Source organism: Mesorhizobium sp. WSM4828, assembly GCF_055811175.1.
The window spans coordinates 211,935-237,121 of the sequence record NZ_JBVVQK010000002.1 but is presented as its reverse complement, the minus strand read 5'-3'; the positions used below and the strand labels follow the sequence as shown (position 1 = coordinate 237,121).

At 62.7% G+C, this 25,187-nt stretch carries 26 protein-coding genes; 9 read left to right on the top strand and 17 right to left on the bottom strand.

The features are described from left to right. Window positions 1–2 precede the first annotated feature (2 nt). Genes cimA through cysS form a run of 6 tightly spaced genes read right to left on the bottom strand, consistent with a single transcriptional unit; the run spans window position 3 to window position 5,398 of the window. The gene (cimA, locus tag AC0L2X_RS03855; protein WP_473554589.1) at window positions 3–1,625 is read right to left on the bottom strand and encodes a citramalate synthase; all 1,623 of its coding nucleotides are present in this window, start codon (window positions 1,623–1,625) and stop codon (window positions 3–5) included. Further along, a complete protein-coding gene (gene pip, locus AC0L2X_RS03850) occupies window positions 1,622–2,578 on the bottom strand; it encodes a prolyl aminopeptidase (protein WP_473554587.1) in 957 nt (318 codons plus the stop codon). Before pip ends, cimA begins: the two co-directional genes overlap by 4 nt. Beyond that, a complete protein-coding gene (locus tag AC0L2X_RS03845) occupies window positions 2,575–3,051 on the bottom strand; it encodes a GFA family protein (RefSeq protein ID WP_473554586.1) in 477 nt (158 codons plus the stop codon). Before AC0L2X_RS03845 ends, pip begins: the two co-directional genes overlap by 4 nt. Further along, on the bottom strand, window positions 3,048–3,539 hold the full coding sequence (locus AC0L2X_RS03840; RefSeq protein WP_352490919.1) for a GFA family protein: 492 nt from the start codon (window positions 3,537–3,539) through the stop codon (window positions 3,048–3,050). Before AC0L2X_RS03840 ends, AC0L2X_RS03845 begins: the two co-directional genes overlap by 4 nt. A gap of 6 nt (window positions 3,540–3,545) precedes the next feature. Next, complete coding sequence (locus AC0L2X_RS03835; protein WP_473554585.1) at window positions 3,546–3,932, bottom strand: VOC family protein; 387 nt, start codon at window positions 3,930–3,932, stop codon at window positions 3,546–3,548. Further along, entirely contained in the window at window positions 3,929–5,398 is a 1,470-nt protein-coding gene (gene cysS / locus AC0L2X_RS03830; RefSeq protein ID WP_473554583.1) for a cysteine--tRNA ligase, read from the bottom strand. The genes AC0L2X_RS03835 and cysS overlap by 4 nt, the downstream gene beginning before the upstream one ends. A gap of 419 nt (window positions 5,399–5,817) precedes the next feature. Between cysS and AC0L2X_RS03825 the strand changes: the two genes are divergently transcribed. Next, on the top strand, window positions 5,818–5,967 hold the full coding sequence (locus AC0L2X_RS03825) for a hypothetical protein (RefSeq protein WP_023677745.1): 150 nt from the start codon (window positions 5,818–5,820) through the stop codon (window positions 5,965–5,967). Between the two features lie 57 nt (window positions 5,968–6,024). On the opposite strand, the gene AC0L2X_RS03820 is transcribed toward AC0L2X_RS03825, so the two are convergent. Then, window positions 6,025–6,786, bottom strand: coding sequence for an SOS response-associated peptidase (locus AC0L2X_RS03820; RefSeq protein WP_473554581.1), 762 nt, complete (start codon window positions 6,784–6,786; stop codon window positions 6,025–6,027). 123 nt (window positions 6,787–6,909) lie between these two features. Here AC0L2X_RS03820 and AC0L2X_RS03815 point away from each other — a divergent pair, with 123 nt between their 5' ends. From AC0L2X_RS03815 to AC0L2X_RS03800, 4 genes are all read left to right on the top strand, one after another. Beyond that, on the top strand, window positions 6,910–7,335 hold the full coding sequence (locus tag AC0L2X_RS03815) for an NUDIX hydrolase (protein ID WP_352490915.1): 426 nt from the start codon (window positions 6,910–6,912) through the stop codon (window positions 7,333–7,335). A gap of 48 nt (window positions 7,336–7,383) precedes the next feature. Beyond that, entirely contained in the window at window positions 7,384–7,761 is a 378-nt protein-coding gene (locus AC0L2X_RS03810) for a TIGR02301 family protein (protein ID WP_473554578.1), read from the top strand. Window positions 7,762–8,135: 374 nt separating this feature from the next. After that, a complete protein-coding gene (locus AC0L2X_RS03805) occupies window positions 8,136–8,393 on the top strand; it encodes a hypothetical protein (protein ID WP_023677749.1) in 258 nt (85 codons plus the stop codon). Between the two features lie 81 nt (window positions 8,394–8,474). Next, window positions 8,475–9,278: a hypothetical protein gene (locus AC0L2X_RS03800; protein WP_473554576.1), complete on the top strand. Its 804-nt coding sequence runs from the start codon at window positions 8,475–8,477 to the stop codon at window positions 9,276–9,278. A gap of 35 nt (window positions 9,279–9,313) precedes the next feature. Here the strand turns inward: AC0L2X_RS03800 and AC0L2X_RS03795 are convergent, their stop codons facing one another. After that, window positions 9,314–10,645, bottom strand: coding sequence for a dihydroorotase (locus tag AC0L2X_RS03795; RefSeq protein WP_473554573.1), 1,332 nt, complete (start codon window positions 10,643–10,645; stop codon window positions 9,314–9,316). Window positions 10,646–10,727: 82 nt separating this feature from the next. Between AC0L2X_RS03795 and ygfZ the strand changes: the two genes are divergently transcribed. From ygfZ to AC0L2X_RS03780, 3 genes are all read left to right on the top strand, one after another. Continuing rightward, entirely contained in the window at window positions 10,728–11,588 is an 861-nt protein-coding gene (gene ygfZ / locus AC0L2X_RS03790) for a CAF17-like 4Fe-4S cluster assembly/insertion protein YgfZ (RefSeq protein ID WP_473554815.1), read from the top strand. Then, entirely contained in the window at window positions 11,588–12,220 is a 633-nt protein-coding gene (locus AC0L2X_RS03785; protein ID WP_473554571.1) for a YfbR-like 5'-deoxynucleotidase, read from the top strand. The genes ygfZ and AC0L2X_RS03785 overlap by 1 nt, the downstream gene beginning before the upstream one ends. Window positions 12,221–12,284: 64 nt before the next feature. After that, complete coding sequence (locus AC0L2X_RS03780; protein WP_473554570.1) at window positions 12,285–14,423, top strand: putative bifunctional diguanylate cyclase/phosphodiesterase; 2,139 nt, start codon at window positions 12,285–12,287, stop codon at window positions 14,421–14,423. A gap of 73 nt (window positions 14,424–14,496) precedes the next feature. Here the strand turns inward: AC0L2X_RS03780 and AC0L2X_RS03775 are convergent, their stop codons facing one another. The 8 genes from AC0L2X_RS03775 to AC0L2X_RS03740 form a co-directional block, all read right to left on the bottom strand. Further along, entirely contained in the window at window positions 14,497–14,769 is a 273-nt protein-coding gene (locus tag AC0L2X_RS03775) for a DUF3303 domain-containing protein (protein WP_352566187.1), read from the bottom strand. Between the two features lie 23 nt (window positions 14,770–14,792). Continuing rightward, complete coding sequence (locus AC0L2X_RS03770) at window positions 14,793–16,256, bottom strand: RimK family protein (RefSeq protein WP_473554568.1); 1,464 nt, start codon at window positions 16,254–16,256, stop codon at window positions 14,793–14,795. Then, complete coding sequence (locus tag AC0L2X_RS03765; protein WP_473554566.1) at window positions 16,253–17,359, bottom strand: peptidase C39 family protein; 1,107 nt, start codon at window positions 17,357–17,359, stop codon at window positions 16,253–16,255. Before AC0L2X_RS03765 ends, AC0L2X_RS03770 begins: the two co-directional genes overlap by 4 nt. 207 nt (window positions 17,360–17,566) lie before the next feature. Continuing rightward, a complete protein-coding gene (locus tag AC0L2X_RS03760; RefSeq protein ID WP_352566183.1) occupies window positions 17,567–18,361 on the bottom strand; it encodes an anti-sigma factor family protein in 795 nt (264 codons plus the stop codon). 2 nt (window positions 18,362–18,363) lie between these two features. Further along, window positions 18,364–18,876 (bottom strand): sigma-70 family RNA polymerase sigma factor, encoded by a 513-nt coding sequence (locus tag AC0L2X_RS03755; RefSeq protein ID WP_292657948.1) that lies wholly within the window; start codon window positions 18,874–18,876, stop codon window positions 18,364–18,366. Window positions 18,877–19,029: 153 nt separating this feature from the next. Next, complete coding sequence (locus AC0L2X_RS03750) at window positions 19,030–21,741, bottom strand: DUF2339 domain-containing protein (protein WP_473554562.1); 2,712 nt, start codon at window positions 21,739–21,741, stop codon at window positions 19,030–19,032. Window positions 21,742–21,991: 250 nt separating this feature from the next. Beyond that, the gene (gene recO / locus AC0L2X_RS03745) at window positions 21,992–22,780 is read right to left on the bottom strand and encodes a DNA repair protein RecO (protein WP_473554559.1); all 789 of its coding nucleotides are present in this window, start codon (window positions 22,778–22,780) and stop codon (window positions 21,992–21,994) included. A gap of 116 nt (window positions 22,781–22,896) precedes the next feature. Continuing rightward, window positions 22,897–23,985 (bottom strand): porin, encoded by a 1,089-nt coding sequence (locus AC0L2X_RS03740; protein ID WP_473554558.1) that lies wholly within the window; start codon window positions 23,983–23,985, stop codon window positions 22,897–22,899. Between the two features lie 41 nt (window positions 23,986–24,026). Between AC0L2X_RS03740 and AC0L2X_RS03735 the strand changes: the two genes are divergently transcribed. Beyond that, window positions 24,027–24,281: a hypothetical protein gene (locus AC0L2X_RS03735; RefSeq protein WP_473554555.1), complete on the top strand. Its 255-nt coding sequence runs from the start codon at window positions 24,027–24,029 to the stop codon at window positions 24,279–24,281. A 64-nt stretch (window positions 24,282–24,345) separates the two neighbouring features. On the opposite strand, the gene AC0L2X_RS03730 is transcribed toward AC0L2X_RS03735, so the two are convergent. Next, window positions 24,346–25,047 (bottom strand): antitoxin Xre/MbcA/ParS-like domain-containing protein, encoded by a 702-nt coding sequence (locus AC0L2X_RS03730; RefSeq protein ID WP_473554552.1) that lies wholly within the window; start codon window positions 25,045–25,047, stop codon window positions 24,346–24,348. Between the last annotated feature and the right edge of the window lie 140 nt (window positions 25,048–25,187).

Genomic DNA, 25,187 nt, shown 5'->3' with positions numbered 1-25,187 from the left:
CCTCACTCCGCCGCTGCCAATCCCGCCATGTCGCGGTTCTTCATCAGCTTGTAGACGATCGAGTCCATCAGCGCCTGGAACGAAGCATCGATGATGTTTTCGGAGACGCCGACCGTCCACCAGCGCGCGCCGGTACCGTCATGCGATTCGATCAGCACGCGGGTGATCGCCTCGGTGCCGCCATTGAGGATACGCACCTTGAAGTCGGCCAGCTCGAGATCGGCGATTTCGCTCTGGAATTTGCCGAGATCCTTGCGCAGCGCAATGTCGAGCGCGTTGACCGGGCCATGGCCTTCGGCGACCGACATCTTCTCCTCGCCCTCGACCAGCACTTTCACAATCGCCTCCGAGACCGTCTTCAGCTGGCCGTTGGCGTCGAAACGGCGCTCGACCATGCAGCGGAACGAGGTGACGCGGAAGAATTCCGGCAGGCCGTGCAGCATCTTGCGCGCCAGAAGCTCGAAGCTGGCGTCGGCGCCTTCGTATGCGTAGCCCTCCGCCTCGCGCTCCTTGACCACGGCGATCAGCGCGTCGAGGCGATGGTCGTCCCGGGGCATGTCGATGCCGCGCCGCTTCAGCTCGGCCAGGAAATTGGCCTTGCCGCCTTGGTCCGAAACCATGACACGGCGGCGGTTGCCGACAGTTTCTGGCGGAACATGCTCGTAGGTCGCCGGCTCCTTGGCCAGCGCCGAGGCATGGATACCGGCCTTGGTGGCGAAAGCGGAGGCCCCGACATAGGGCGCTTGCGCTTCCGGCGCACGGTTCAGCAACTCGTCGAAGGCGCGGGACAGGCGCGATATACCGGTCAACGCCTCTGCCGAAATGCCTGTAGCAAAGCGGCCCGAAAAGGCCGGCTTCAACGCCAATGTCGGCACGATCGAGATCAGGTTGGCGTTGCCGCAGCGCTCGCCGATGCCGTTCAGCGTGCCCTGGATCTGGCGCACGCCGGCCTCGACGGCGGCAAGCGAATTTGCCACCGCCTGGCCGGTGTCGTCATGGGCGTGGATGCCGAGATGGTCGCCCGGTATGCCGGCCGCGATCACCTTTTCGACGATGGCGCGCAACTCGGAGGGCTGCGTGCCGCCATTGGTGTCGCACAGCACCACCCAGCGCGCGCCGGCATCGTAGGCCGTCCTGGCGCAGGCCAGCGCATAATCGGGGTTGGCCTTGAAGCCGTCGAAGAAATGCTCGCAGTCGACCATCGCCTCCTTGCCGGCCGTGAGCGCGGCCTCGACCGAGGCCTTGATCGCCTCGAGGTTCTCCTCATTGGTGCAGCCGAGGGCGACGCGGACATGGTAGTCCCAACTCTTGGCGACGAAGCAGATGGCGTCCGACTTCGACTGGACCAGCGCGGCAAGCCCAGGATCGTTCGAAATCGACACTCCTGCCCGTTTGGTCATGCCAAACGCAACGAACTTGGCATCGGCCGTGCGACGCTCGGCAAAGAAGGTGGTGTCGGTTGGATTGGCGCCGGGGTAGCCGCCCTCGACGTAGTCGATGCCGAACTCGTCGAGCAGCTTGGCGATGGCGATCTTGTCCTCGACGGAAAAGTCGATACCCGGCGTCTGCTGACCATCGCGCAGCGTGGTGTCGAACAGATAAAGGCGCTCGCGAGCCATGGTCATTTCCCGGCAAACGTGTCCGTCGCGCGGATCAGCCTGTCGAGGATGCCCGGCTCCGAATAGGCGTGGCCGGCGCCTTCGATCAGATGGAAATCCGCTTTCGGCCACGCCTTGTGCAGCGCCCAGGCATAGCGCGCCGGGCACGGCATGTCGTAGCGGCCGTGAACGATGGTACCCGGGATATCCTTAAGCTTCCATGCATCGCGCAGCAGCTGTCCCTCTTCCAGCCAGCCGGCATGGACGAAATAGTGGTTCTCAATGCGGGCGAAAGCCAGGGCATAATCATCCTGGCCGAAGGGACCACTGGTTTCCGGTTCCGGCAGCAGCGTGATCGTCTCGCCCTCCCACAGGCTCCAGGCGCGAGCGGCCTCGACCCGCGCCACAGGATCGCTGCCAACCAGGCGCTTGCGGTAGGCGGCCATCATGTCGCCGCGCTCAGCCTCCGGGATTGGCGCCAGAAACCGCTCCCACTTGTCGGGGAACATCTCTGACACACCGAACTGGTAGTACCATTCGAGTTCGGCGCGGGTCAGCGTATAGATGCCGCGCACGACCAGTTCGCTGACCCGCTCGGGGTGGGTCTCGGCATAGGCCAGCGCCAGCGTCGAACCCCAAGAACCGCCGAACACCAGCCATTTGTCGAAGCCGCACATTTTTCGCAGGCGCTCGATGTCGGCGACCAGATGCCAGGTGGTGTTGGCTTCAAGCGAGGCATTGGGCGTCGATTTTCCGCAGCCGCGCTGGTCGAACAGGATGACATCGTACAGCTTCGGATCGAACAGCCGCCGGTGCTTTGGCGAAATAGCGCCGCCCGGCCCGCCATGCAGGAATACAGCCGGCTTGGCACCGCGGGTGCCGGAGCGCTCCCAATAGACCTGATGGCCACCGCCAACGTCGAGCATGCCGGATTCGAAGGCTTCGATCTCGGGATAGAGGGTGCGGAATTCGCTGCTCATAGTTTCAGGCCCTGCTGCGGCCAGTTGGCCGTCTCGTGATCGGGATGCTGGAAGGAAATGATGGATTCCTGCCGCGCATAGAAATCCGGGTCGTCGTGGATCGGCGCGTCGAAGATCGTCTCGACCCAGGCCAGCCTGGCGGCGTAGTTGACCTGGATCTGCGGCGCCAGATCGGAACGGTCGTCGAAGGCGCCGATGGCGATCTCCAGCGCACCGGGCTGGCGGTAGGTCAGCGGTGTGCCGCAGCGGGCGCAGAAGCCGCGATCGATGTTGACCGACGACTGAAAGTAACTCGGCTCCTCGCGCACCCATTCGACGCCGTCGCTCGGCACTGTCACCAGCGCGCCGAAAAACGACCCGAACTGTTTCTGGCACATGCGGCAATGACAAATGGACGGGCGGCCGAGGGCGCCGTGGATGCGGAAGCGCACGGCGCCGCACTGGCAGCCGCCGGTACGAACGGTTTCGGTCATGATTTTTCCTCCGGCGGCCATTGTTCGGTGTCGTGGTCGGGATGTTGGTAGGAGACGAGATCGGCGAGATAGGAGGCAGACGAAACGTCGGCCATTGTCTCCTCACCGGGCAATTCGTGGACGTGATCTACGTAGGGGAGCTTGGCTTCGACACCCCATTGGATGGTCGGCGCGATCTCCTCGGGGTGGTCGAATGCGGCGATGGCGAGCGCCACGCCGTCGGGCGCTTCGAAGGTCAGCGGCGTACCGCATTCGGCGCAGAAACCGCGCAAAGCCGCGTTGGACGAGCGGAAGCGTTTGGGCTCACCGCGCGTCCAGTCCAGCCTTGCGCCGCGCACCGAGACCAGCGGCAGGTAGAAATTGCCGCTCGCCTTCTGGCACATGCGGCAATGGCAGACGGAAGCATCGCCGAGCGCGCCTTCGACGCGGAAGCGCACCGCGCCGCACTGGCAGCCGCCTGAATACACCGGTTTGTTGTCGAGGCTCATCGCGCATTACTCCGGAGCATGGCAGACCGCCTCGACATTGTTGCCGTCGGGATCGAAGACGAAGGCAGCGTAATAGTTGGGGTGGTAGTGCGGTCGCAGGCCCGGCCCGCCATTGTCCTTGCCGCCGGCGGCGATCGCCGCGGCGTGAAAGGCATCGACCTCGGCGCGGCTGCGCGCGGTGAAAGCGACATGCTGATGATCCTTCGGCTTGTCCTTGCCGGCATGCAGCCAAAACACCGGCCGGTCGCGGCCGTAGCCGCCGACCTTAGCGCCGCCGGTATATTCCAGCGGCACCATGTAAAGCAGCGAGGCGCCGAGCGGCGCCATCGCCCTGTCGTAAAAAGCCTTCGACGCGTCAAAATCCGAAACGATGATGCCGAGATGATCGATCATCTTTTTACCTCCCAAGTGGTGATGCGTTCGCCGGTGACGGGGTCCTTGCCGTCCTTCAACTGGATGCCTTGCGCCAGCAACTCGTCGCGGATGAGGTCGGCCTCGGCCCAGTTCTTGGCAGCGATCAATGCGAGGCGTTTGGCGATCGCCTTGGCAATGGCGTCTTCATCCACCTTGGCTGTTGCAACGTCGAAGCCGAGGAACAACAGCGATGCCTTCAGTGAAGCGGCAGCATCGTTGCCTTCGGCGGCTGCGTTGCCACTACCAGTGTTGAGATCAACAGCATCGCCAGCCAACTGCGTCAGCAACTGGAATGCGGCATAGGTGGCAAGGTCATCCGAGAGCGCTTCGATCACATCCGCCGGCACCGGCTTTGCCGTCGGCGGCGCCAGATCGGCCGCCCGCTTCCATTTGCGCAGCGTATTCTCCGCCTCTTCCAGCTTGCGCACGGAAAAGTCGATTGGCTCGCGATAGTGCGTCATCAGCATCGCCAGCCTGAGCACCTCGCCCGGCCATTTGCGGCCGCCAAAGGTCTCCGTCTCCAGCAATTCGGTGATCGAATAGAAATTGCCCAGGCTCTTGGACATCTTCTGGCCCTCGACCTGCAGGAAGCCGTTGTGCATCCACACCTTGGCCATCGTTTCGGTGCCGTGGGCGCATCGCGACTGCGCGATCTCGTTCTCGTGGTGAGGAAAGATCAGGTCGATACCACCGCCATGGATGTCGAACACCTCGCCGAGATAGGCGGCCGACATCGCCGAGCACTCGATGTGCCAGCCGGGCCGGCCCCTGCCCCACGGGCTGTCCCAGCCCGGTTCCTCGGGCGAAGACAATTTCCACAGCACGAAATCCTGCGGGTTCTTCTTATGCGCATCGACGGCGACGCGGGCGCCGGCCTGCTGCTCGTCGAGATTGCGCTTCGACAACTGCCCGTAGTCCGGCATGGAAGCGGTGTCGAACAGGACTTCTCCAGCCGCGACATAGGCATGGCCGCGTTCGATCAAGCGCTGAATCAAGAAGATCATGTCGACCTTGCCGTCGGGCCTGGGCTCGACGAACTCGGTGGCGCGCGGCTCGACCGTCGGTTCCAGGCAACCGAGCGCCGCAACGTCCTTGTGGAACTGGTCGGCGGTCTTTTCGGTGACCCGCCTGATCGCTTCGTTCAGCGACAACTTGCCAGAGGCAATCTCGCCGCCGAAATCGCGCAGTGCGCGGGCGTTGATCTTGTCGTCGACGTCCGTAATGTTGCGGACGTAAGTGACGTGCGCTTGCCCGTAGAGATGGCGCAGCAAACGGAACAGCACGTCGAAGACGATCACCGGCCGCGCATTGCCGATATGGGCGAAGTCATAGACCGTCGGGCCGCAGACATACATGCGCACGTTGCGCGGATCGATCGGGAAGAAATCCTCCTTGCTCCGCGTTAGCGTGTTGTAGAGGCGCAGGCTCTTCGATGCGTCAGACATACGTGCGTTCCCGGTGCATTACTTTGTTTGAGCATGACCTTTTGGGATCGTGCTCTGGATGGAGTCGGTTACGCCGAGGCGCAAATCGGGCTCCAGCCTGCTGGCCGGGGCGTTTGTCCAATCTGGGAGGAGATGAGGCGAAAACGTCCAGGACCAGTGCGAGGCTAGCCGATAATGCAAATGCCACAAATGGCGAAAGACGTTCTCATGGCCGGCGTTATCGCCTTGCCCGGTGTTGCCGTCAAGTCGCTACCTTCGCCAAAAATATCGTTGGCTCACAGGAATTGAGCCATTGAAACATTTTATTAAACAGGTCGGCACTGTGATGAAACATTCGCCGGCTAGATCAGCAAGCGTCACGATTTGGTCGGATTCGGCCAGCAAACGCAGACACGAAGATGTTACCAGGGAAGAGACCAATGCCTAAGCAAGAATCCAACCGCGCCAAGCAACCGGCGCTCGCCAGCCACTACCGGGCGATCGGCCCGGCAGCAATCGTCGCAGCTCTTCTGCACACCGCGAAGAAGAAGAAGCCGGCGCAGAAGATCGTTTCGCCGCGCGCTGCCTGACAATGCCGTCGGGAAAAGATTGAGGCGCTCACGGCGAACCAGTAATAGTAGCTTTTGCTAAAATAAACTCATCTGACTGTCGTTCGCGCCGGACTTCTGGCGCTTGACCTTCTCGGGCTCAGGCTCGACGACGCCCTTCTCCTGAATCTCCGGCCCGGTATTGGCGACCTTGTTGACGAGGTCGGAAACCGGGATCGCTTCGAAGAAATCGGGCTGGGCGGGTCTCAGCAGATCGGCCACATCGCGCGGCTCGAGCGTGCGGCAATCCAGCCAGCGCGCGAAATCCTTGGGATGGATCACCACCGGCATGCGGTCGTGGATATGGGCAGTATCGGCATTGGCGTGGGCGGTCAGAATGGCGCCGGTGTCCATTTCCGAGCCGCCCGGCTCGGCATAGGTCTCAATCAGCCCGGCGAAGGCGACAAGCCCGCCACGCCTTGGCCGCACCCAATAGGGCTGCCCTCTTCTGCCACCGGTTTGGTGCCATTCGTAGAATCCCGAAGCTGGTACCAGGGCGCGGCGATGGTGCATGGCAGCGCGAAATGATGCCTTTTCCAAAGCCCCCTCGGAACGCGCGTTGAACAGCAGCGGGAAGTTGCGCGTATCCTTGACCCAGGCCGGGATCAGGCCCCATCGCACCAGCATCGAGCGGCGGTCGGGCAGGTTCGAGCCCGGCGCCTGCGGCAATCCGGCGAGCGCCATCAGCATCGGCTGCGTCGGCGCGATGTTGTAGCGGGCCGGAAACTCCTCAAGTTCCGCCAGGCCGAGAAAGGCGGCGGTCTGGTCCGGAGTGGCTGTCAAAGCAAAGCGTCCGCACATGAATTCAGCTCTCGAATTGGTGGCATGTGAAAGTGGCCATGGAACCCGCCTTTCGCAACCGCTAAAGCTGTCCGCCGATAGCCGGTCCACAACGGGCTGTGCCAATCGAGCGATCCGGAGCCCATGGAAGCACGCAAGATCATTCCGGCAGTCTCGGTCTGCGTCGTGCGCGAGAACACGGTGCTGCTGGTCAAGCGGGCCAGGCCGCCCTCGCAAGGCCTCTATGCCTTTCCCGGCGGCAAGGTCGAAGCCGGCGAGACGCTGGCACAGGCAGCACGGCGCGAATTGCTGGAAGAGACCGGATTGCAGGCGCGCAGCTACCGGCCGCTGCGGGAAATCCACATCGACGGCAGCGGCGACGGGCATCCGGTCGACTACTGGCTGACGGTGTTTGGGGCCGATTATGCCGGCGGCGAGGCGGTTGCCAGCGACGACGCCGAAACCGCGGCTTTCTATACGCTGGCCGAAATGACAGCGATGCCGCTCGCCGATGCGGTGTTTGAAATTGCCGACGATCTACTCGGCCCCAATAAGGACGGCGAGACCTGAGCCAGAGAATCGCCTTGCAGGCGACAAATTGTTTCAGCACAAAGCCTCATGAGCCGCACGTCCTCGTTTCTCGCCGCCTGCCTCGCCGTCAGTGTGAGTTTCGGCGTGCGTCCGGCAATCGCCGCCGAAGCGCCATTCGAGCCTGGGCTGATGCGGCTGGCGGAAGTGCTCGGTTCTCTGCATTTCCTGCGTAATCTGTGTGGCGAGAAAGGCGACCAGTGGCGAGCCGAGATGGAAAAACTGATCGCATCGGAAAATCCGAATCCGGAGCGGCGCGCCCGCTTCATCGCCAGCTTCAACCGCGGCTACCGGTCGTTCGGCGGCACTTATACGCAATGCACGGCCTCGGCGACGGAAGCCATCAGCCGCTACATGAAGGAAGGCGAGACGCTGTCTCGCGACATAGCCTCTCGTTACGGAAACTGACGGCGGCAGCTGCCGTTCCGGCAAACCGGCATCAAGCGCCGGCGCTGTGGGCGGCGGACGCGTTGGACACTTCTCCGCTTGCCTCGGGTGAGGTCTTGGTGCAAACCTGATGTTGCACTTTTGCAACTATGTTAACGAAACGTTAGCGCGCAGATGTGAAATTAACTCAAACTGAAGGTTTCCGTCCCCTTGGCCGGCCTAATCGGCTAAGTTTGAAACGGATCGGACGCAGGTTTGCCGGACGCGACGGAATTTGTAGAAGACGACCAAAAAAATGTCGTATTTACAAATACTTACTGCGCCTGCGCGTAAAAGGGACAACTCAAGCTTGATCCCTATCCAACGGATCACCGCTTGAAAGGGTGGACATCGCAATGGAACATGGCGTCAACGACATCGACGCGCTGGTCAGGGAAGAAAAGCGCCTGACCGCCGTGGAAAGCCACAGCGAAGCCTGGGCAGAAGGATTGTCGGCCGGGATCGAGCCGGAAATCATCGCCGAGGCAGCCCTCGAAACGGCATTCGGCGAAATGCTGCGCACCAATGGCGAGACCTCGGCGCTTGCCCTGCTGGATCGCATGCGTGAAAAGGTGATTGCCGGGGCCTTCGAGCCCGAAAGACTGCGGCACTGACCCCGGTTCTTTGACGACGGCGCGCCGCCCGGACATCATGTCCGGGCACATGGATGGGCTGGAACCAGGGAGTAGCAGGCGGTGAATTTTTCGATATCAGGCAAGCCGCGCGGCCTGGTCCTCAGCATTTGGCTTACTGCTTCCTGCGCCACAATTCCCCTTGCACTGCTACTTGCGAGCAGTCCCGCTCACGCCCTCAGCGAGATCAAGCGCGAAGACCTGCCTTCGCCGGTCACGCCTCCGCCCGACGGCGACATGTCGCCGCCTGGAAGTACAGTGCCGATGCCCGGCCCGCTCGGCACGACGCCACCTGCAGCCAGCCAGCCGACTCCGTCCGACGGGCCGGAGCAAACCGAACCGAAAGGGCCAGCGGACGATGGTGGCATGGCCAATCCGCATGTCGATCCGGATGCGCCTGTGCCCGAAGTCGTCTACGACCTTGCCAAGTTGCCGGAACCGGTCAGGCGCATGCACGATCTGATCGTCGAGGCCTGCAAAAGCGGCGACATCGAAAGACTGCGGCCGCTGATCGGCACGGGTAACATGATGACCCAATTGTCGCTGGGCGACATGGAGGGCGACCCGATCGCCTTCCTGAAAGGCCTTTCCGGCGACACGGAGGGCCAGGAAATCCTCGCCATCCTGGAAGAGGTGCTCAATGCCGGCTATGTCCACGTCGATGCAGGCACTCCGCAGGATCTCTATGTCTGGCCCTATTTCTTCGCCCTGCCGCTGGACAAGCTCGATGCCAAGCAGCGGGTCGAGTTGTTCAAGATCGTCACCGCCAGCGACTATGACGATATGAAGCAGTTCGGTGCGTACATCTTCTACCGAGTCGGCATCACGCCGACCGGACAATGGACGTTCTTCGTCGCTGGGGATTGAGTGGTTTTAGCCTGTCCCTTATCGAGGCAGGGAGCTTAGCCCGCCAACGCCTCGGAAAACTCCACCGCCCTACCCTGGCCCGGCGCGACGATCTCGCCTTCCCACATCACGCGCCGGCCGCGAACGATGGTGCCGACCGGCCAGCCGGTCACCTGCCTGCCGTCATAAGGCGTCCAGCCGGCCTTGGAGCCTTGCTGGGCGTTGGCGATGGTCTCGCGGCGCTTCAGATCGACGATGGTCAGATCGGCGTCGTAGCCGGCGGCAATACGGCCTTTCCTCGCGATGCCGAAAATACGCTGCGGGCCGTGGCTGGTCAGGTCGACAAAGCGCTGCAACGTCAGCCGGCCGGCGTTGACATGGTCCAACATGATCGGCACCAAAGTCTGCACCCCGGTCATGCCGGACGGCGACGCCGGATAAGGCTTTGCCTTCTCGGCCAGCGTGTGCGGCGCATGGTCGGAGCCGAGCACATCAACGATGCCTTGGGCAACACCGTGCCAGACCCCGTCGCGATGGCGCGTGGCGCGCACCGGCGGGTTCATCTGGATCAGGGTGCCCAACTGCGCATAATCATCGGCGCTCAGCGTCAGATGATGCGGCGTCGCCTCGCAGGTCGCAACATCCTTGTGCTGTTCGAGGAAGCTTATCTCCTCGGCGGTCGAGATGTGCAGCACATGGATCCGGGCGCGGACCTGGCGCGCGATTCGCACAAGGCGCTCGGTGCAGCGCAGCGCAGCGATCTCGTCGCGCCACACCGGATGTGAAGACGGATCGCCCGCGATGCGCTCGCCAAGCCGTTCGCGCAGCCGGAACTCGTCCTCGGAGTGAAAGGCGGCGCGGCGGCGTGTGTTCCTCAGGATCGAGGCAACGCCTTCGTCGTCCTCGACCAGCAGGTCGCCGGTGGACGAGCCCATGAACACTTTTATGCCGGCCGCACCCGGCAGCCGCTCGAGATCGCCGGCGTCTTTCGCATTGTCGCGGGTGCCGCCGACCCAGAAGGCAAAGTCGCAATGCATGCGGCCGGTGGCACGCCGCACCTTGTCGGCAAGGGTTGCCTCGCTGGTGGTCAGCGGATTGGTGTTCGGCATCTCGAAGACGGCGGTGACGCCGCCGAGCACCGCTGCCCGCGAGCCCGTCTCGAGATCTTCCTTGTGCTCCAGGCCCGGCTCGCGGAAATGCACCTGGCTGTCGACGACGCCCGGCAGGATGTGCAGCCCGCGGCAGTCGATCGTCTCGCCGGCCGACGCCTGGCGGAGGTCGCCGATGGCAGCGATGCGCCCACCATTGATGCCAACGTCGCGAAAACCCTCGCCGTCATGGTTGATCACGATGCCGCCTGTCAGGATGAGATCGTAGATGGGGGCCATGCGGGTCCGGTCTCTTGCGGGGGAAGTGCCAGGGGCTTACGTAATGGCCGATAGTTTTGCAAGATCAGGCTCGTTTCCCACCATGCCCTTTGCCTCGCTCAGAGATCGCGCACTCGTTTCCGTGTCCGGGCCGGATGCCGAGCACTTTTTACAGAACATCCTGACCACCGACCTAGACGTGCTCGGCAGCAGCGAAGCAAAGCCAGGCGCGCTGCTAACGCCGCAAGGCAAGATCCTTTTCGACTTCCTGATCTCGCGCGCCGGCGAAAATGCTTTCCGACTTGAATGCCGTACCGAGACCGCCGATGATTTCATGCGCCGGCTGACGCTCTACAAATTGCGCGCCAAAGTCGAAATTGCCAAGCTGGATCAGCCGGTTGTGGCCGTCGCATGGGGAGGCGATTCAACCACTTCGCAATTTGAATCAGCACCGTTTGCCGATGCGCGGTTTGTCGATACTGCCGTCAAGCGCTTCTATGGTGGCGCCGCAGATGGCGGCGACCTTGCCGCATGGCAAGCCTTTCGCATCGCCCATGGCATTGCCGAAAGCGGCAGCGACTATCATCTCGGCGACGCGTTTCCGCATGACGTGCTGCTCGACGAGATCGGCGGTGTCGGCTTCAAGAAAGGCTGCTACGTCGGCCAGGAGGTCGTCTCGCGCATGCAGCATCGCGGCACTGCCAGACGCCGGGTGTTGATTGTCTCGGCCGAACGCCCCCTGCCTACTTCGCGCGCAGAGTTGACGATGGAGGGGCGACCGGTCGGCACGCTTGGCTCGACCGCCGGCAGGACAGGCCTTGCCATTGCCCGCATCGACCGGGTTAAGGCAGCGCTCGACGCCGGCCAGCCGATCCTGGCGGAGGACGTCGCCGTGTCGCTCGCTATCCCGTCCTGGGCGAAATTCAGCTTTCCGCAGGAAGCCGTCGGCGCGGAGGACGCCTGATGGCTGCCGATCGCGCCGGGGCGCCGCCGCGCGCCTGGCAGCGCATGCTGTCTGGCCGCCGGCTCGACCTGCTCGACCCCTCGCCGCTCGACATCGAGATCTCCGATATTGCCCATGGCCTTGCCCGCGTCGCACGCTGGAATGGCCAGACCAGAGGCGATCACGCCTTTTCGGTCGCCCAGCATTCGCTGCTGGTCGAAACGCTTGTCGGCGAACTGATGCCGGATGTCGACGCCGACGCGCGGTTGGCGGCGCTGCTGCACGACGCGCCGGAATATGTCATCGGCGATATGATCTCGCCATTCAAGTCCGTGATGGGCGGCAGCTACAGGGATTGCGAGATCAGGCTGCAGCGCGCCATCCATCTGCGCTTTTCACTGCCGGCGGAACTCGACGCGGGGCTGCGCAAGGAAATCAAGCGAGCGGATCAGATCGCCGCTTATTTCGAAGCGACGCTGCTTGCAGGTTTTTCGACGGCAGAGGCGACCGAGTTCTTCGGCAGGCCGCGCGGCTTCAACGCCGAGCGCTTCGATGTCACGCCCCGCTCGGTGACCTGGGCGCAGAATGCCTTTCTCAAGCGCTTTGCGGCCATCGAAAGGTCGCGACGCCAGACTGCCGTTCCAGCCGGCTGAAAACGGTAAATTAACCGGCAGGGACAACAGTGCCGTGGTTAACCATGGTCCATAGGCTGCCCTCATGCCCGTTGCCGGTATCAAGGCTGGTTCGTCCGTCCGCCGACGGAGGGCCAAAGGCGTTGGTCTGCCGCAACGGATCGAAGACGAGCTGCGCGAACAGAACGAGCGTTTTTCGGCAGCGGTCGAGAACATGTCGCATGGCCTGTGCATGTTCGATGCCGATGAACGGATGATCATCTGCAACAGGAACTACATCAGCATCTTTCGCCTCGACGCCGAAGTGGTGCGGCCCGGCATCCGGTTTTTCGACATCCTCCAGCATAGCGTGGATATCGGCATCGCCTCGCAAAGCGCCGAGCAACTCTATGCCATCCGCAAGCCCTATATCGACCAGGCAAAACCTTCCACCTATGAGGAAACGCTTGCGGACGGGCGCATCGTCAACATTTCGCACCGGCCGCTGGCGTCAGGTGGTTGGGTCTCGATCTACGAGGACATCACCGAGCAACGGCGCGCCGAGCAGGAGTTGAAGGAGCAGCACCGCCGTTTCGACGCCGCACTTGCCAACATGTCGCAAGGCCTTTTGATGTACGATGCGGACGGCAAGCTGATCGTGCGCAACGAACGTTTCCTGGAGCTTTATCATGTCAGGCCGGCCGACTTCCCGCTTGGCATGAGTCACCACGATGCGTTCAAGCGGCTGCTGGAACTGGGCATTTACACAAAGCTCGACCCCGACAGCGAAATCTCGCAAATCGAAGCCTGCCTGCGGGCGGGGAAAACACACGTAACGCATCGCCATCTCGCCGACGGCAGGACGCTGCTGGTTGCACGCCGGCCGATGAGCGGCGGCGGCTGGGTCGCGACGTTCGACGACGTCACCGAGCGCAGGCGTGTGGAAGAGCGCATGACTCATCTTGCGCACCACGACACACTGACCAACCTGCCCAATCGCTCGATGCTTCGCGAACGGCTGGACCAAGCCCTGAGCGAGACGAGCGACGGATCGCTGGCGATATTCTCGCTCGACCTCGACCACTTCAAGGCAGTCAATGATAGTTGGGGACACCCCGCCGGCGACTGGCTGCTGAAATGCGTGGCGGAACGGCTGCAACGGTGCCTGCGCAATGAAACGGACGTTGTCTCCCGCTTCGGCGGCGACGAATTCGTCATCATCCAGTTCAATCTCAAAAGCCCGGGCGACGCGGAAAAGCTGGCCAAACGCATCGTCGAGATCATTGGAAAGCCGTTTCGCGACAAAAGACACGACATGCGCGTCGGCATCAGTCTCGGCATCGCGCTGTTTCCGAATGACGGCAAGGACGCCGACACGTTGCTGAAAAACGCCGATATGGCGCTCTATCGGGCAAAGAGCGAAGGGCGCAACCTCTACCGCTTCTTCGAACCAGCCATGGACGCGATGGTGCGGGCACGCCGGGCGCTCGAAATCGATCTCAGGGCAGCGCTGTCGCGCCGCGAATTCGAGCTGGATTTTCAGCCGATCATGAACATCGCCTCCGGCGAAATCGTCGGTGCCGAAGCCTTGATGCGCTGGCGTTCGCCGGTGCGCGGCCTGGTACGGCCAGACGACTTCATTCCGGCCGCCGAGGAGACCGGGCTGATCGTGCCGCTTGGAGAATGGGCGCTGCGAAAAGCCTGCACGACCGCGGCAGGCTGGGCGTCTTGGCGCATCGCAGTCAATGTCTCCGCCGTGCAGATCAAAAGCGGTACCTTTGCCCGCAGCGTCATTTCGGCACTGGCGTTCTCGGGCGTGCCGGCCAACCGGCTTGAACTGGAAATCACCGAAACGGTGCTGATGGACGAGAGCGATCTGGTGCTCAAGACACTCAGGCAGCTACGCGATCTGGGTGTCCGCATCGCGCTGGACGATTTCGGCACCGGCTATTCCTCGCTGGGCTATCTCCGGCGCTTTCCCGTCGACAAGATCAAGATCGATCGTTCCTTCATCAGCGATATCGACAGCCGCGATACCGCGGCGATCGTGCGCACCATCATCGGGCTTGGCGCACAGCTGGGCATCACCGTCACCGCCGAAGGTGTCGAGACCGAGGCGCAGTTTGAATTCCTGCAAAAGGAGGGCTGTGTCGAGGCTCAAGGCTATTTGATCGGCATGCCGTCAAAGGCGTCGGACATCAACCGGCTGCTGAGGTCGAGCGCGACGATCAGGCAATCCGGCTGAGTACGGCGGCCTGGCGAGCCGGCGGCTCTGCCATCAATACAATTTCCGGATATTACTCGTCGAAGCGCGCGGGTCAGAGGTGCCCGCTCAATGCCTCCACCATATCCTTGTTCGTCGCCACGGGAACGATCTCGAATTCGACCAGATCCGCCCATTCGATGACCCACCGCTGCAGGAGCGTGACGTCAGCGGCCTCCACGAGGAGGAAGCAGCGGCTCATATCCGCCGCGATCCAGCTGTGGTGCACGACAAGCGCGTCCGGCTTCAGGCGGCCCTGGTCGCGGAAACGGCGGTAGATCTCCTTGCGGTCGCAGCCGCGAAAATCCTCGGTTACGAAGAACAGCATCTTTTTTGCCCTCAGTTCGGATATTATCGCCCCGGCCGGTCCAGCCGCTCCAGGAACCACTGCGTTAGCCGCACCCAGACCTCGTCTTTCTCGCCGGAGTCTTCCCAGCCGTGGTCGAGGTTGGGGTTATCGTTGACCTCAATGACGAAAACGCCGTCCCTGGTTTCTTTGAGGTCGACGCCGTAGAGGCCGTCGCCAATGCAGCGCGCCGCGCTCACCGCCGTCTCGACGACATGCGCCGGCGCTTCCTTCAGGGTGAAGGTCTTGATGCCGCCCTGGTCGGGCTTGCCGTTGGCCTTGTGATTGACGATCTGCCAATGTTTCTTGGCCATCAGATAATGGACGGCAAACAAAGGTTGGCCGCCGAGGACACCGACGCGCCAGTCATATTCCGTCGGAATGAATTTTTGCGCAATCAGGAGGTCGGAATCTTCCAGCCATTCGGTTGCGAGCGTCTTCAACTCTTCGAAGGTGCCGCATTTCTTGACGCCGCGCGAAAACGAGGAGTCCGGGATCTTCAGCACCAGGGGGAAGCCCAGTGTCTGCGCCGCAACTTCCAAATCCGAGATGCCGGCTATCATCACCGTCGGCGGCACCGGTACCTTGTTGTAGGTCATCAGCTCGTTGAGATAGACCTTGTTGGTGCAGCGGATCATCGACAGCGGATCGTCGATGACCGGCATGCCTTCCTGCTGGGCGCGGCGGGCAAAGCGGTAGGTGTGGTTGGAGATCGAGGTGGTCTCGCGGATGAACAGCGCGTCGTAATTGGCGAGCTTGGCCAGATCCCGCTTGGTGATCGGCTCGATTTCGACGCCCATCTTTTCAGCGATCTTGGCCCAGTGGCGCAGCGACGAAATCTCCGACGGCGGCAATTCCTCATGCGGATCGACCAGCGTGGCGAAAGTGTAGCGCGCCGGCGTGCGGCCCTTGGTGTCGCGCCACTCGCGGTTGGTGTAGGTCTCCAGGCACTGTAGAAAGTGCGTCTCATCGTCCTCGGTCATCCTGGCCAGGGGATGGAAGCCAATCTTGCGGATCGAGGCCCATTCGGCGCTGTCCCTGATGTGAACCTCGAGCGCCGGGGCACGAAACCAGTCGAACAGCAGCTTGGCGAAGCGGTCCCAGATCCTGGACGGTCCGATGCCGAAGAAGATGCAGACCTTCTGCGGGAAAGCGCCGCCAAGGTCCTTGCGGCACTTGTTGAGTGCGAGTTCGAGTTCCGGCAACGCGTGCTCATAGAGCTTGCGCTCCGACAGATCGATCATTGTTTCGACCGTCGGGATGACCTTATGGCCTCGCGAACCAGCAAGCAGCGACGCGTAATAGCCGCGGCTCTGGTAGCCATAATTGTTCGACAGGTTAATGACCTTCGGCCGCTGACCGCGAAAGAGTGCCGGATGGGCAAGGTAGTCGCGATTGGTGATGATCTTGTGCGGTGTCGCCACTTGGTCGAGATCGTTCTGCCGGCCGGTAAGGATGACCCAGGTCATTGGCTGTCGCGCTTTCCGAGAGTGATGGCGGCGCGCAATCCATCGCGGCCGAATTGCGCCATGTTCATGAAGATGCCGTAAGGCACGGGAATATTGGCAGCATCAAGGATCGTCTCCTGCCGCTCGTCCTCGACCCAGGGGTCGTGTATCAGGATATGGTCGCCATCGTCACCGATGGCCAATACCCAGTGCGGAACCTTCTTGCCGAACATCAGGAAGCCGCTGATCAGGACCAGCACTAGTTTTCCATCTGCGATCGCGGTACGAATGTCGTCAAGCCCGAATGGACGGTAATTCACCGGGATGCCGTAAAGTTCCGCGCGGCGGCGAAAGTCGACCTGCGCCAGCTCCATGACCCGGCGCTTGTCCTCGCTGCGCACCGACTGCAGGAACAGCGCTCCGTAGAAAGAGACATAGATCTCAGCAGCAAGCCCGCTCTCATAGCCGGCGACGGCCAGCCCGAACGGTTCGCAGCCGCCCGGCCCCGACATCATGAAAACGGTCGTCGCCTCACGCCACAGCCGGATTTCCATCACCGGGTCCGGCACGAATCCGGGGCCGAAGTAAGCCATTGCCATCATCAGACAGCATGGTCCGCAGGTGAATTCGCAAGTCTGCTGATAAAACGGCACTTCGGTGGCGACCGGAATGTCGCCGCGCAAGGTCTTTTCATAGCGCAGCGCCGTGGCGCCATCCTCGTAATAGTCCGGTTCGCGGCCGATCTTGCGGTAGCCGCTCTGCTCGTAGATCTGGATCGCGCGCGGGTTGTCCTCGCGGACTTCCAAACGAAGCATCATGCGGCCGTGCTCGAAAGCGGCGGCCTCGGCCTGTTCCAGCAGCAGGCGGCCAACGCCGCGGCCGCCGAAAAATGGACCGACGGCGATCGAATAAAGCCGCGCGACCCCGCTGCCCTTGCGAAACAGCACGACTGCATAGCCGGCGACTCGGCCATCGTTTTCGCCAACCAGCAGTTCGGCGGTGTCGCGGTCGATCAGTTGTCGAAAGGAGCGGCGAGAAATGCGATCGCTCGAGAAAACGGCTTTTTCGATGGCGGCGAGGTCATCGACGTCGGACGCGCGGGCCTTGCGAATCTCGGCAGGCATGCGGGCTCAGAAAACCTCGATTGGGTTGTGGAAAAGGCCCTAGACTAAACATCGGTCACACCAGCCGAAGTGCCAGCATTCAGCAAGCGCTATCGCACCTCGATTAGGGCCGAATTGTGACAGTTTTGACGGCAGGCAGGTCGCGCAAAGGCTTTGAGCGACCTCTGTGTTTCTGCATCGGCGCGGCTCCGGAAAACGAGAGCCTGCTCAGCTTTGCAAGCCCGCCAGAAGCTGGCCATAGGCGCTCTTGGCCACCGCGGCCAATTGCTCGCGCGGCAGCGAGCCGACGACGGCGCAGCCATAACCCTTGTCCAGCCAATAGACGGCCTCAGGACCATCTTCCTCAGACCCATAGGTGCCCTTGGCCTTGGCCGCTGATTCGGCGATGACGAAGAGCGATATGCGTTCACCCTTGACGTCCTCATAAAGCAGCATCGCGGCCTTGCCCTGGCCTGCAGGCAGCAGCCGGCCACCGACCAGTTGGAACCCTTGCGCCGCCAGATCCGGCGCGACCAGCTTCAAACCCACCTGGTTCGACAACCAGCTCTGCAAATGATCCTTGTCGCTTGCCGGCACTTCCACCGCATGCCGCTTTTCGGCGGCATAGATGACGTGGGCGGCGATCGCCTCTTCGGCAAGCTGGTCCTCGGCCGTATTTTCCAGGCCAAGGCGGCCGATGCCGGCAAGGTAGCCGCCAGCGCCGCCAATCATCAGAATGACGGCAGCGGCGGCCGCAAGCCACCAACGCGAGCGCGACGGCGACACCCTGACCGCTGGCGCCTCGCCAAGCACCACCTTGCTCAGCCGCACCGGGACGGGTTCGTCCAGCACGCCGTTAAAGGCTGCGCGCAATGCTGCCCGGTCGGCGGCGTAGCGTGCGCTCTTGGCCTTCATCTCGGCATTGGCCTCGAGCCATGCCTCATAGGCCGTCCGCTCGTCGCCCGGCAACTCGCCATCGAGAGCCAGGTGGATATCGCGTTCGGAGAAATCGCGCCGGCTCATTTCTAGACGATCCTTATCGAGCGGCGGCGCGCGGTATCATCCAGCAGCGCGCGCAGTTCCTCACGCCCGCGCGCGATGCGCGACATCAAAGTGCCGGCGGGAACCCCAAGGATGTTGGCGGCTTCGGCATAGGAAAACCCTTCGATGGCGACCATCACAAGTGCCGCCCGCCGGTCAGGGCTGATCGCCTGCAGCGCGTCGACGATCTCGCGCGAGGCGATGCTCTCGACCTGCTCGGCGGGTGCTGCCTGCGCCTCGCTTGCCTCGAGCGGCAGCATCGCCGCCTCGCCGCGCCGGTTCACCTTGCGCATCTGGTCGATGAACAAATGGTGCATGATCGTAAACAGCCACCTCCTGGGGCTTTCTCCTGTCTGCCAATTGTCGAGCCGCACAAGTGCGCGCTCGAGACAATCCTGGACGAGATCGTCAGCGGAATCACGGTCGCGCAACAGCGAGCGTGCATAGCGGCGCAGACGCGGTATTTCGCCAAGGATTGCTGCCTTCTTTTCGTCCATGACCGCTGGTTCTGGGGCCCCTGTCCGTGGTGATTGAACGCGCCTTTGCAGCGCGGCGCAAGCGGCCAGCGCGAAGCGGTCCGCCGCCCCGGTCACCCAAGCAACTAAGTAACGCCGCCAGTGGCAGGTTTATTCCCGGCCAAATTGAAATCGTCAGCTATTGCTCGTCTCGAGCTTTGCTTTCGCCGCCCTTGTCAGCAGCCGCTGATAGAACAAGCCGATGCCGATGAGCACCGCGCCGAGGCCGATGAAGGACAGCGCCCGCAACACGCCTTCCAGCTCCGACATGTCGAAGATGAAGACTTTGAGCACGGCGATCGAGATCAGCGCCGCCGACGCTATGCGCAGCACCTGCGACTTCAGCCAGACACCGGCGATGAGCAGCACCACGCCAATGACCAGCCACAGTGCCGAATAAGTATAGGTCTCAAGCTGGCCGAGACCGCTCCACAGCCCAATGAACTCGCCCTTGAACAGGCGCCTGACCGACAGCGTGGCATAGGCGAAGCCGAGCACCGCCGCCGCCACCGCCAGCATCGCCGCATACCATTTCGGCCGTTTGTCGCGGGCATAAAGCGCCAGTGCGCCTGCCGCAACCGCCGGCAAGAGGTAGGCGAGGAACAGAAGGTTGAACACTGGAATGCTGCCGGTCGATTCATCCGTCAGCAGCGGGTTCAGCGCCAGAAAATGCTGGAGGACGATGAACGCGACCGAGACCACGCCCGCTGCAATCGAGCCGTAGCGCAGCACCGAACTTGGCGAGCGCATGTCGATGGCGACCAGGATGGCACCGGCACCGATGGCGATCAGCGTGTAGATCGCCTGTTCGGCAAGCGTCGCAGCAGCCGTATCGATGACGCCGCCATGCATGGCATGGCGCACCAGCATGGCGACGGTGAGCAGGCAAAACAGCGCGGCGCCGGCCTCCATGGCGAGGCGCGGTCGGCCATTGGTGGTTCGGGCAAGCTGCCAGGCGGCAAAACCGAAAGCGAGCGCCGGCACGCCATATCCAAGCAGCAGCCAGTTGAACACCGGCGTCTTCGACAGGAACTCGGCACCGACGATGGTCGGGTCGAAGGCAACGCGGCCGAGCACTGCAATCACCGTACCAACGGAAATCCAGCCAAGCACCGGATAGTTACGCCAGCGCGTCGCCAGCGCCGGCGCGACGGCGGCTGCCCCGAGCAGGATGGTTGTCCAGCCCGAACCAAAGGCCATGTGCAGCATCAGCAGGCCGGCAATCGCCGCCCCGCCGAGCGCGAAGGAGACGGCAGCGCCGCCGGTCAGCGGCGGCGCTTCGCCGCGCGCTATCCATTCGCCGCCGGCGACGAAGACGCCGACCAAAACGGCTGCGACCGCCGCATAAGCAAGGTCACGGTCGAGATTGCCGAAGGTAGACCAGAGCGCCAGCAGGATGACCAGTGGCGCGACAGCGCTCCAGGCCGCCCATGTGGCGGCGCGCAGCCAGCCAGAGGCCGCAAAACGGCGCGCCGCCCAAAAACCAGCGCCGATGAAGACCAGGCCCAGCGCGATGCCGACCCTGAGCATCAAGGCATCGGACGCCACGACCGGCATGCCGTCGACGCCGAGAGCGCCACTCGAAAAATCGGAAGCGATCGTGGTCGGCGGAATGATGCCGAGATAGACCAGTACAGTCGCCAGCCCGGCGGCGTGCAGCAGTGCAACCGCCCGCGGCCGGTAGAGCGCCACCGCCACCAGGGCTGCGACAAGGGCTGCGCCCTGCAAGGCATCGCCGGCGGCGGCAAAGACCGGATCGACGAACAGGGCTAGCGCCGAAAGCGCGACGAAGAAGCCCGGCGCGATCGACGGCCAGTCGAAGCTGCTGCCGGCGACCGCTTCGCCGCGGCGGCCGAGCCAGACGAAGGCGAGCACGGCCAGTGTCGTCCCGTCGATAAAGAGGATGACCGCAAGGTTCGCCCCCGGCGCGTCGGTCATGTAGAAGATGGTCCAGATGCCCGTGGCGACGAAGGCTGCGGCCATCAAAAGCCTCCAGTCGCGGATGCGGGCAATGACGCCGGTGGCGGCGAGCACGATCGCCAGATAGCCAAACAGCGCCCACGGATTGGGCGCCTGCGAGGCGACCAGTAGCGGCGTCACCATGGCGCCGAGCAGGCCGACGCCGGCCAGCGCCTGACCATGGACCAGGCTTGCCGCGATCGTCGCCACGCCGATGGCGCCGAGCAGCGTGAAAGCGAGCGTCGGGCCGATGAAGCCGTAAATGCTGTACGCGGCGTAGACGGTACCGAACAGGATGAAGGCGCCGGCCGCCGTCAGCATCGCCGGGATATAGGCGCCGGCGGCACCTTGCACCGGCACCCTGAAGCCGGTGCGCCGGATGAACTCGCCGCCGGCGACCAGCACCAGCCCGAGTGCCGCCGCCATGGCAAGCCGCACGCGTGGCCCGAAAATGCCGGCCTCGATGGTGTAGCGGATCAGGAACAACCCACCCAACGCCAGCGCGATGCCGCCGACCCAGACCGCCCAGCGGGTACCGAGAGCCGTTTCGACGTCGGACTGGCGGGCGGCCTTCGCGGCTGCCGCCGGTTGCGCCGGCTCCGGTGCGGACGGCGCCGTTGTATCGGCATCGGGTTCTGTGGCTGATGCTACCGCTGCGGTCCCTGGCGATACGGCCATGTCGGCCGCCGACGGCATTACGGCATCCGTCGGTTTGCTGTCGTTTGCAGCCGGTTCCTTGGCTTGCGGCGGCAGCACAGGCGCGCCTGAGAGCACAAGGCTGCGCAAGGCGCCAAGCTCGCGCTCGATCAGGCCGATGCGGCTCTGCTGGCGTGAAATGATCACGAACAGCGCGATGATGGCGACCAGGCCGATCAGGCTTTCGAACATGGCGGTTCCCCCAAACCAGGCCAGTTGTCACTGACATTCAATCTTCAGTGACATTCAAATGCGGCGGCCAAACGGCCGGTCCATTCAACGTGCCGCCAGATTGGCCGCCGGAAAGATCGAGCATATTTCGGTGCCGAAAGCCAGCAGCTTGCCGTTGGCGTCCTTCAGCGCCGCTTCCGAAACGGCCAGCGTGCGGCCCTTGTGCCAAGGCCGAGCGGCGAAACGTTGCCGGGATAAGGTTCAACGTCGCTCATCTGGTGGTCTCCCCGGCGGCGGTTTCTGCGGCGCTCGGCTTGCCGGATTCATGGCCGGGCGGATGGTGCCTGCGCAACGCGGCGAGGAAGCCGGCGCGGGCGCCGGGAGGTTCGATGCCGCGTGGTTCGTAGACGTGACGGGTCAAAAAGAAGCCGGTTAGCCGGAAGGCGTCCTCGATCGCCGCCGGATCGGCGCGCAGGCCCGAACCGCGCTGCAGGAAGGCAGGCAGCGCCAGCATCTTGTCGCGCCACGGCGCCCCTGCCGCCCGCGACACGGCGCGGCCGGATTTCGGCGAGACATAGGCAAGATCCTGCCTGGTGCCGGTCGCCGCACACTGGCTGAGATCGAGGCCAAAACCGAGTTCGTCGAGGACCAGCAGCTCGAAGCGGGCCACCAGCTCGCCGGCGGCATCGGCATCGTCGAGATGAGCGATCATCACCGCAAGCGTCTCATAGAGACCGCCATGGGCGTCGCGCTCAGGCAGAAGACGCAAATGCGCGGCCATCGTCTGCAGGCCGTAGACGGCAACGGCGCTGTCCATCAGCCGGGCGGCGTTCATCTCGATGGCCTCGACCTGGAAGGTGCCGAGATGCTCGTCGAGCCGCGCCCGCCACAACAGGTCGACGCGATTGCCGGGCTGCAAGACAGGCTGCTGTTTGCGCGAGCGGCCGCCGCGCACGAGGCCGAGATGGCGGCCATGCACGCGCGTCATCACCTCGAGAATGGCGCTGGTTTCGCCATGCTTGCGGGTGCCGAGAATGATTCCCTCGTCTCGCCATTCCATGACGAGAGCTTGTCACCGGTTGGATGGCGAAATCAAGATGAGCGACATATCCGCTGCAAACCGAAACGGCCCGTAGCGTATCGCTACGGGCCGTTTTTTGCGAGATCCTCGTTTGATCAGAACGAGCGCTGGAAGCGGAAGATGCCGCCGATTGCGTCGGCATCGTCGGCATCGAAATTGTCGTAATAATCGACTTCGGCGGTGATCGTGTAACCAGGAACGATCGTGTAGGCGACGTTGGCCGCAACGGCGAAGTCTTTGTCGTCGGTATAGGAGACCTGGGCGTTCAAAGCGGTCTTCTTGTTGACGGCATAGCTGCCCCCGCCCCAGACGGCAAAGTTGCCAGTCCACGGTTTGTAGAAGTTCATTGCGACGTTGTCGTCGCTGCCGTAGCCCGCCATCACGAACAGGGTCAGGTCAGTAATCGGCTTGACGTCGAGGCGGGCTTTGCCGGCCCATTCTTCCGACGTGCTGTTATAGGCGCCGACCGCGGTGATCGCACCCCAGTCACCCTTGTATTTCACGCCGCCGACGACAAACGGAACGTAGCTGTCGATCGACTGGTCAGCGCCGGAGCCCGTTTCGACCGAGGCGACTGCCGTAAAGCCATTACCGCCGTCGAAATAGTAACTGATCAGGTTGGTGTCCTTGGTGCCGTAAGGAATGATAGTGTCCTGGACGACGCTGCCCGCGTAGCCGATGAACGAATCATAGACAGTTTCATCCTTGCCGACGCGGAAACCTCCAAGCTGGATCCAGGCGAAGTTCAGGGTAACCGCCTTGTTGTCCTGCACGCTGAAATCAACACCGCTCACGGTGCGTTTGGTATTGCCGAAGTTGAAACGGGTCTCGGTGTACGTCTTCAACGTGCCGAGTTCGGTTTCCTGGCCTGTCCACGTCTTCAAATTGAAGCGCGCATTCTTGTTCCAGGTCTGCTGTTCGTCACCGTCCATAAGGTCGTGTGTCGTCGCGCCGTCGAAAACGCGGCCACCGTCGCCGAAGCTGGCGTCATAGCGGACATAGCCGCCGATGCGCAGGCAGGTCTCGGTGCCGGGGATGTAGTAGTAGCCGGCGCCGTAGACGTCACAAATCTTGACGTATTCGGCGGGTTCCGGCTCGGCGACCACAACAGCGTCGGCGGCGCGCGCGCCGGAGACCGCGACGAATGCCGCGGCTGAGCCGAGAAGAAGGCTCTTGATATTCATTTTCTGACCTCTCCAGTCAAAGTTAAAATGGCTTTGAACCCATGGTTGAACGGCTGAACGCCTCACCCACGTCGAAAAAGGCGCGCACTGCACCCCCTCTTCAGGCGGCGAACATACTCATCGGCATTCCAGTCTCAATGGCGATTATAAAAATAATCAATGTTTTCATAACAGAAGAAATCCATGTTGCACAAATATCACTTCATATTTTCTTCATAATCGCTCCCGGCACAAACGAGACATTGTCACAATTGTACGAAAATATACTTGTACCATTAGCCGGCAAACCGATCTGAATCCGACAGACATTCCTTTTACTTGTTCTTTTTTTGGAATGGACTTCTAACGTTGGCAGCGAGATCAAGCCAACTTCGCCATCGCTGCGTTCTGTGCGGCAAGAACGACTTCCGCCACCAGATCCTGCTTGAGCATTTCAATGGGAGTACGTCCGGCGAGGCCGGGCGCGGGGCCGATCAGCCACGCCCAGGCATGCCGTGGCTCAGGCATCGCGGACAAGACTTCCTTGATACCCGGAGCCGGCCTGCCGTCGACGAACTGGGCCAAGGGAAATACATGTTTGCGGCCACCGGTGCGCAACGCAACGACCGTGCCGCTCCGCTGCCAGCGATGCAGGGTCGAGCGCGATATGCCGAGATTTTGCTGCAGGAACGTCGACCCGGCGACCCGACCGGCCCAGTCCTCGACCCGCATCGCATCGAGGTCGCCGCTTCCAGCCGGTTGGACGTCCGTCCCTTGGCCTCCGTGTGCGCTCGACAGACGCGTCCGGGCACTGCGTTCCGCAGCTTCGGCCGCCAATATCCGCACGAACCGCGAAGCCATGCCGGGCAATCTTTCCTGCATGGTGTCGATCGCTCTGATGTCGGTCGGCGCAAGCAGGGCGACGGCGGCGGCAACGGCGCCGGCGACCCTACCCGCTGCAACGATCGCATCGCTGTTCGTCACCCCATTTTGCCGCGCCAGCGCCTGCTCGACCTCAACAGCGACGACGTTTGCAAACTCGATTTGACGGATGGGGTCGAAGCGATTCCAAGTCCTGGTCATGTCCTGATCTGGCTGCTTGCCCGCCGGTTCCGGTTTGCTCGGAAGCGGGTCTTTCGCACAGCCTATAGGCAGGGTGTGTGACGGAGAGACGACAAACGGGAACGCTGGACGACCGCAGTGTCGGCAGGTGCTCCAGCCGG

Bases quoted from the DNA above. Each gene is read 5' to 3' on its own strand.
- AC0L2X_RS03730 (WP_473554552.1), bottom strand. From the start codon at position 25,047: ATGACCAGGACTTGGAATCGCTTCGACCCCATCCGTCAAATCGAGTTT.
- AC0L2X_RS03785 (WP_473554571.1), top strand. From the start codon at position 11,588: ATGGCTGCCGATCGCGCCGGGGCGCCGCCGCGCGCCTGGCAGCGCATG.
- AC0L2X_RS03810 (WP_473554578.1), top strand. From the start codon at position 7,384: ATGAGCCGCACGTCCTCGTTTCTCGCCGCCTGCCTCGCCGTCAGTGTG.
- cimA (WP_473554589.1), bottom strand. From the start codon at position 1,625: ATGACCATGGCTCGCGAGCGCCTTTATCTGTTCGACACCACGCTGCGC.
- AC0L2X_RS03825 (WP_023677745.1), top strand. From the start codon at position 5,818: ATGCCTAAGCAAGAATCCAACCGCGCCAAGCAACCGGCGCTCGCCAGC.
- AC0L2X_RS03845 (WP_473554586.1), bottom strand. From the start codon at position 3,051: ATGACCGAAACCGTTCGTACCGGCGGCTGCCAGTGCGGCGCCGTGCGC.
- ygfZ (WP_473554815.1), top strand. From the start codon at position 10,728: ATGCCCTTTGCCTCGCTCAGAGATCGCGCACTCGTTTCCGTGTCCGGG.
- AC0L2X_RS03815 (WP_352490915.1), top strand. From the start codon at position 6,910: ATGGAAGCACGCAAGATCATTCCGGCAGTCTCGGTCTGCGTCGTGCGC.
- AC0L2X_RS03780 (WP_473554570.1), top strand. From the start codon at position 12,285: ATGCCCGTTGCCGGTATCAAGGCTGGTTCGTCCGTCCGCCGACGGAGG.
- AC0L2X_RS03840 (WP_352490919.1), bottom strand. From the start codon at position 3,539: ATGAGCCTCGACAACAAACCGGTGTATTCAGGCGGCTGCCAGTGCGGC.
- AC0L2X_RS03740 (WP_473554558.1), bottom strand. From the start codon at position 23,985: ATGAATATCAAGAGCCTTCTTCTCGGCTCAGCCGCGGCATTCGTCGCG.
- AC0L2X_RS03755 (WP_292657948.1), bottom strand. From the start codon at position 18,876: ATGGACGAAAAGAAGGCAGCAATCCTTGGCGAAATACCGCGTCTGCGC.
- AC0L2X_RS03765 (WP_473554566.1), bottom strand. From the start codon at position 17,359: ATGCCTGCCGAGATTCGCAAGGCCCGCGCGTCCGACGTCGATGACCTC.
- AC0L2X_RS03760 (WP_352566183.1), bottom strand. From the start codon at position 18,361: ATGAGCCGGCGCGATTTCTCCGAACGCGATATCCACCTGGCTCTCGAT.
- AC0L2X_RS03835 (WP_473554585.1), bottom strand. From the start codon at position 3,932: ATGATCGATCATCTCGGCATCATCGTTTCGGATTTTGACGCGTCGAAG.
- AC0L2X_RS03805 (WP_023677749.1), top strand. From the start codon at position 8,136: ATGGAACATGGCGTCAACGACATCGACGCGCTGGTCAGGGAAGAAAAG.
- AC0L2X_RS03795 (WP_473554573.1), bottom strand. From the start codon at position 10,645: ATGGCCCCCATCTACGATCTCATCCTGACAGGCGGCATCGTGATCAAC.
- AC0L2X_RS03770 (WP_473554568.1), bottom strand. From the start codon at position 16,256: ATGACCTGGGTCATCCTTACCGGCCGGCAGAACGATCTCGACCAAGTG.
- cysS (WP_473554583.1), bottom strand. From the start codon at position 5,398: ATGTCTGACGCATCGAAGAGCCTGCGCCTCTACAACACGCTAACGCGG.
- pip (WP_473554587.1), bottom strand. From the start codon at position 2,578: ATGAGCAGCGAATTCCGCACCCTCTATCCCGAGATCGAAGCCTTCGAA.
- AC0L2X_RS03820 (WP_473554581.1), bottom strand. From the start codon at position 6,786: ATGTGCGGACGCTTTGCTTTGACAGCCACTCCGGACCAGACCGCCGCC.
- AC0L2X_RS03750 (WP_473554562.1), bottom strand. From the start codon at position 21,741: ATGTTCGAAAGCCTGATCGGCCTGGTCGCCATCATCGCGCTGTTCGTG.
- AC0L2X_RS03775 (WP_352566187.1), bottom strand. From the start codon at position 14,769: ATGCTGTTCTTCGTAACCGAGGATTTTCGCGGCTGCGACCGCAAGGAG.
- recO (WP_473554559.1), bottom strand. From the start codon at position 22,780: ATGGAATGGCGAGACGAGGGAATCATTCTCGGCACCCGCAAGCATGGC.
- AC0L2X_RS03735 (WP_473554555.1), top strand. From the start codon at position 24,027: ATGGTTGAACGGCTGAACGCCTCACCCACGTCGAAAAAGGCGCGCACT.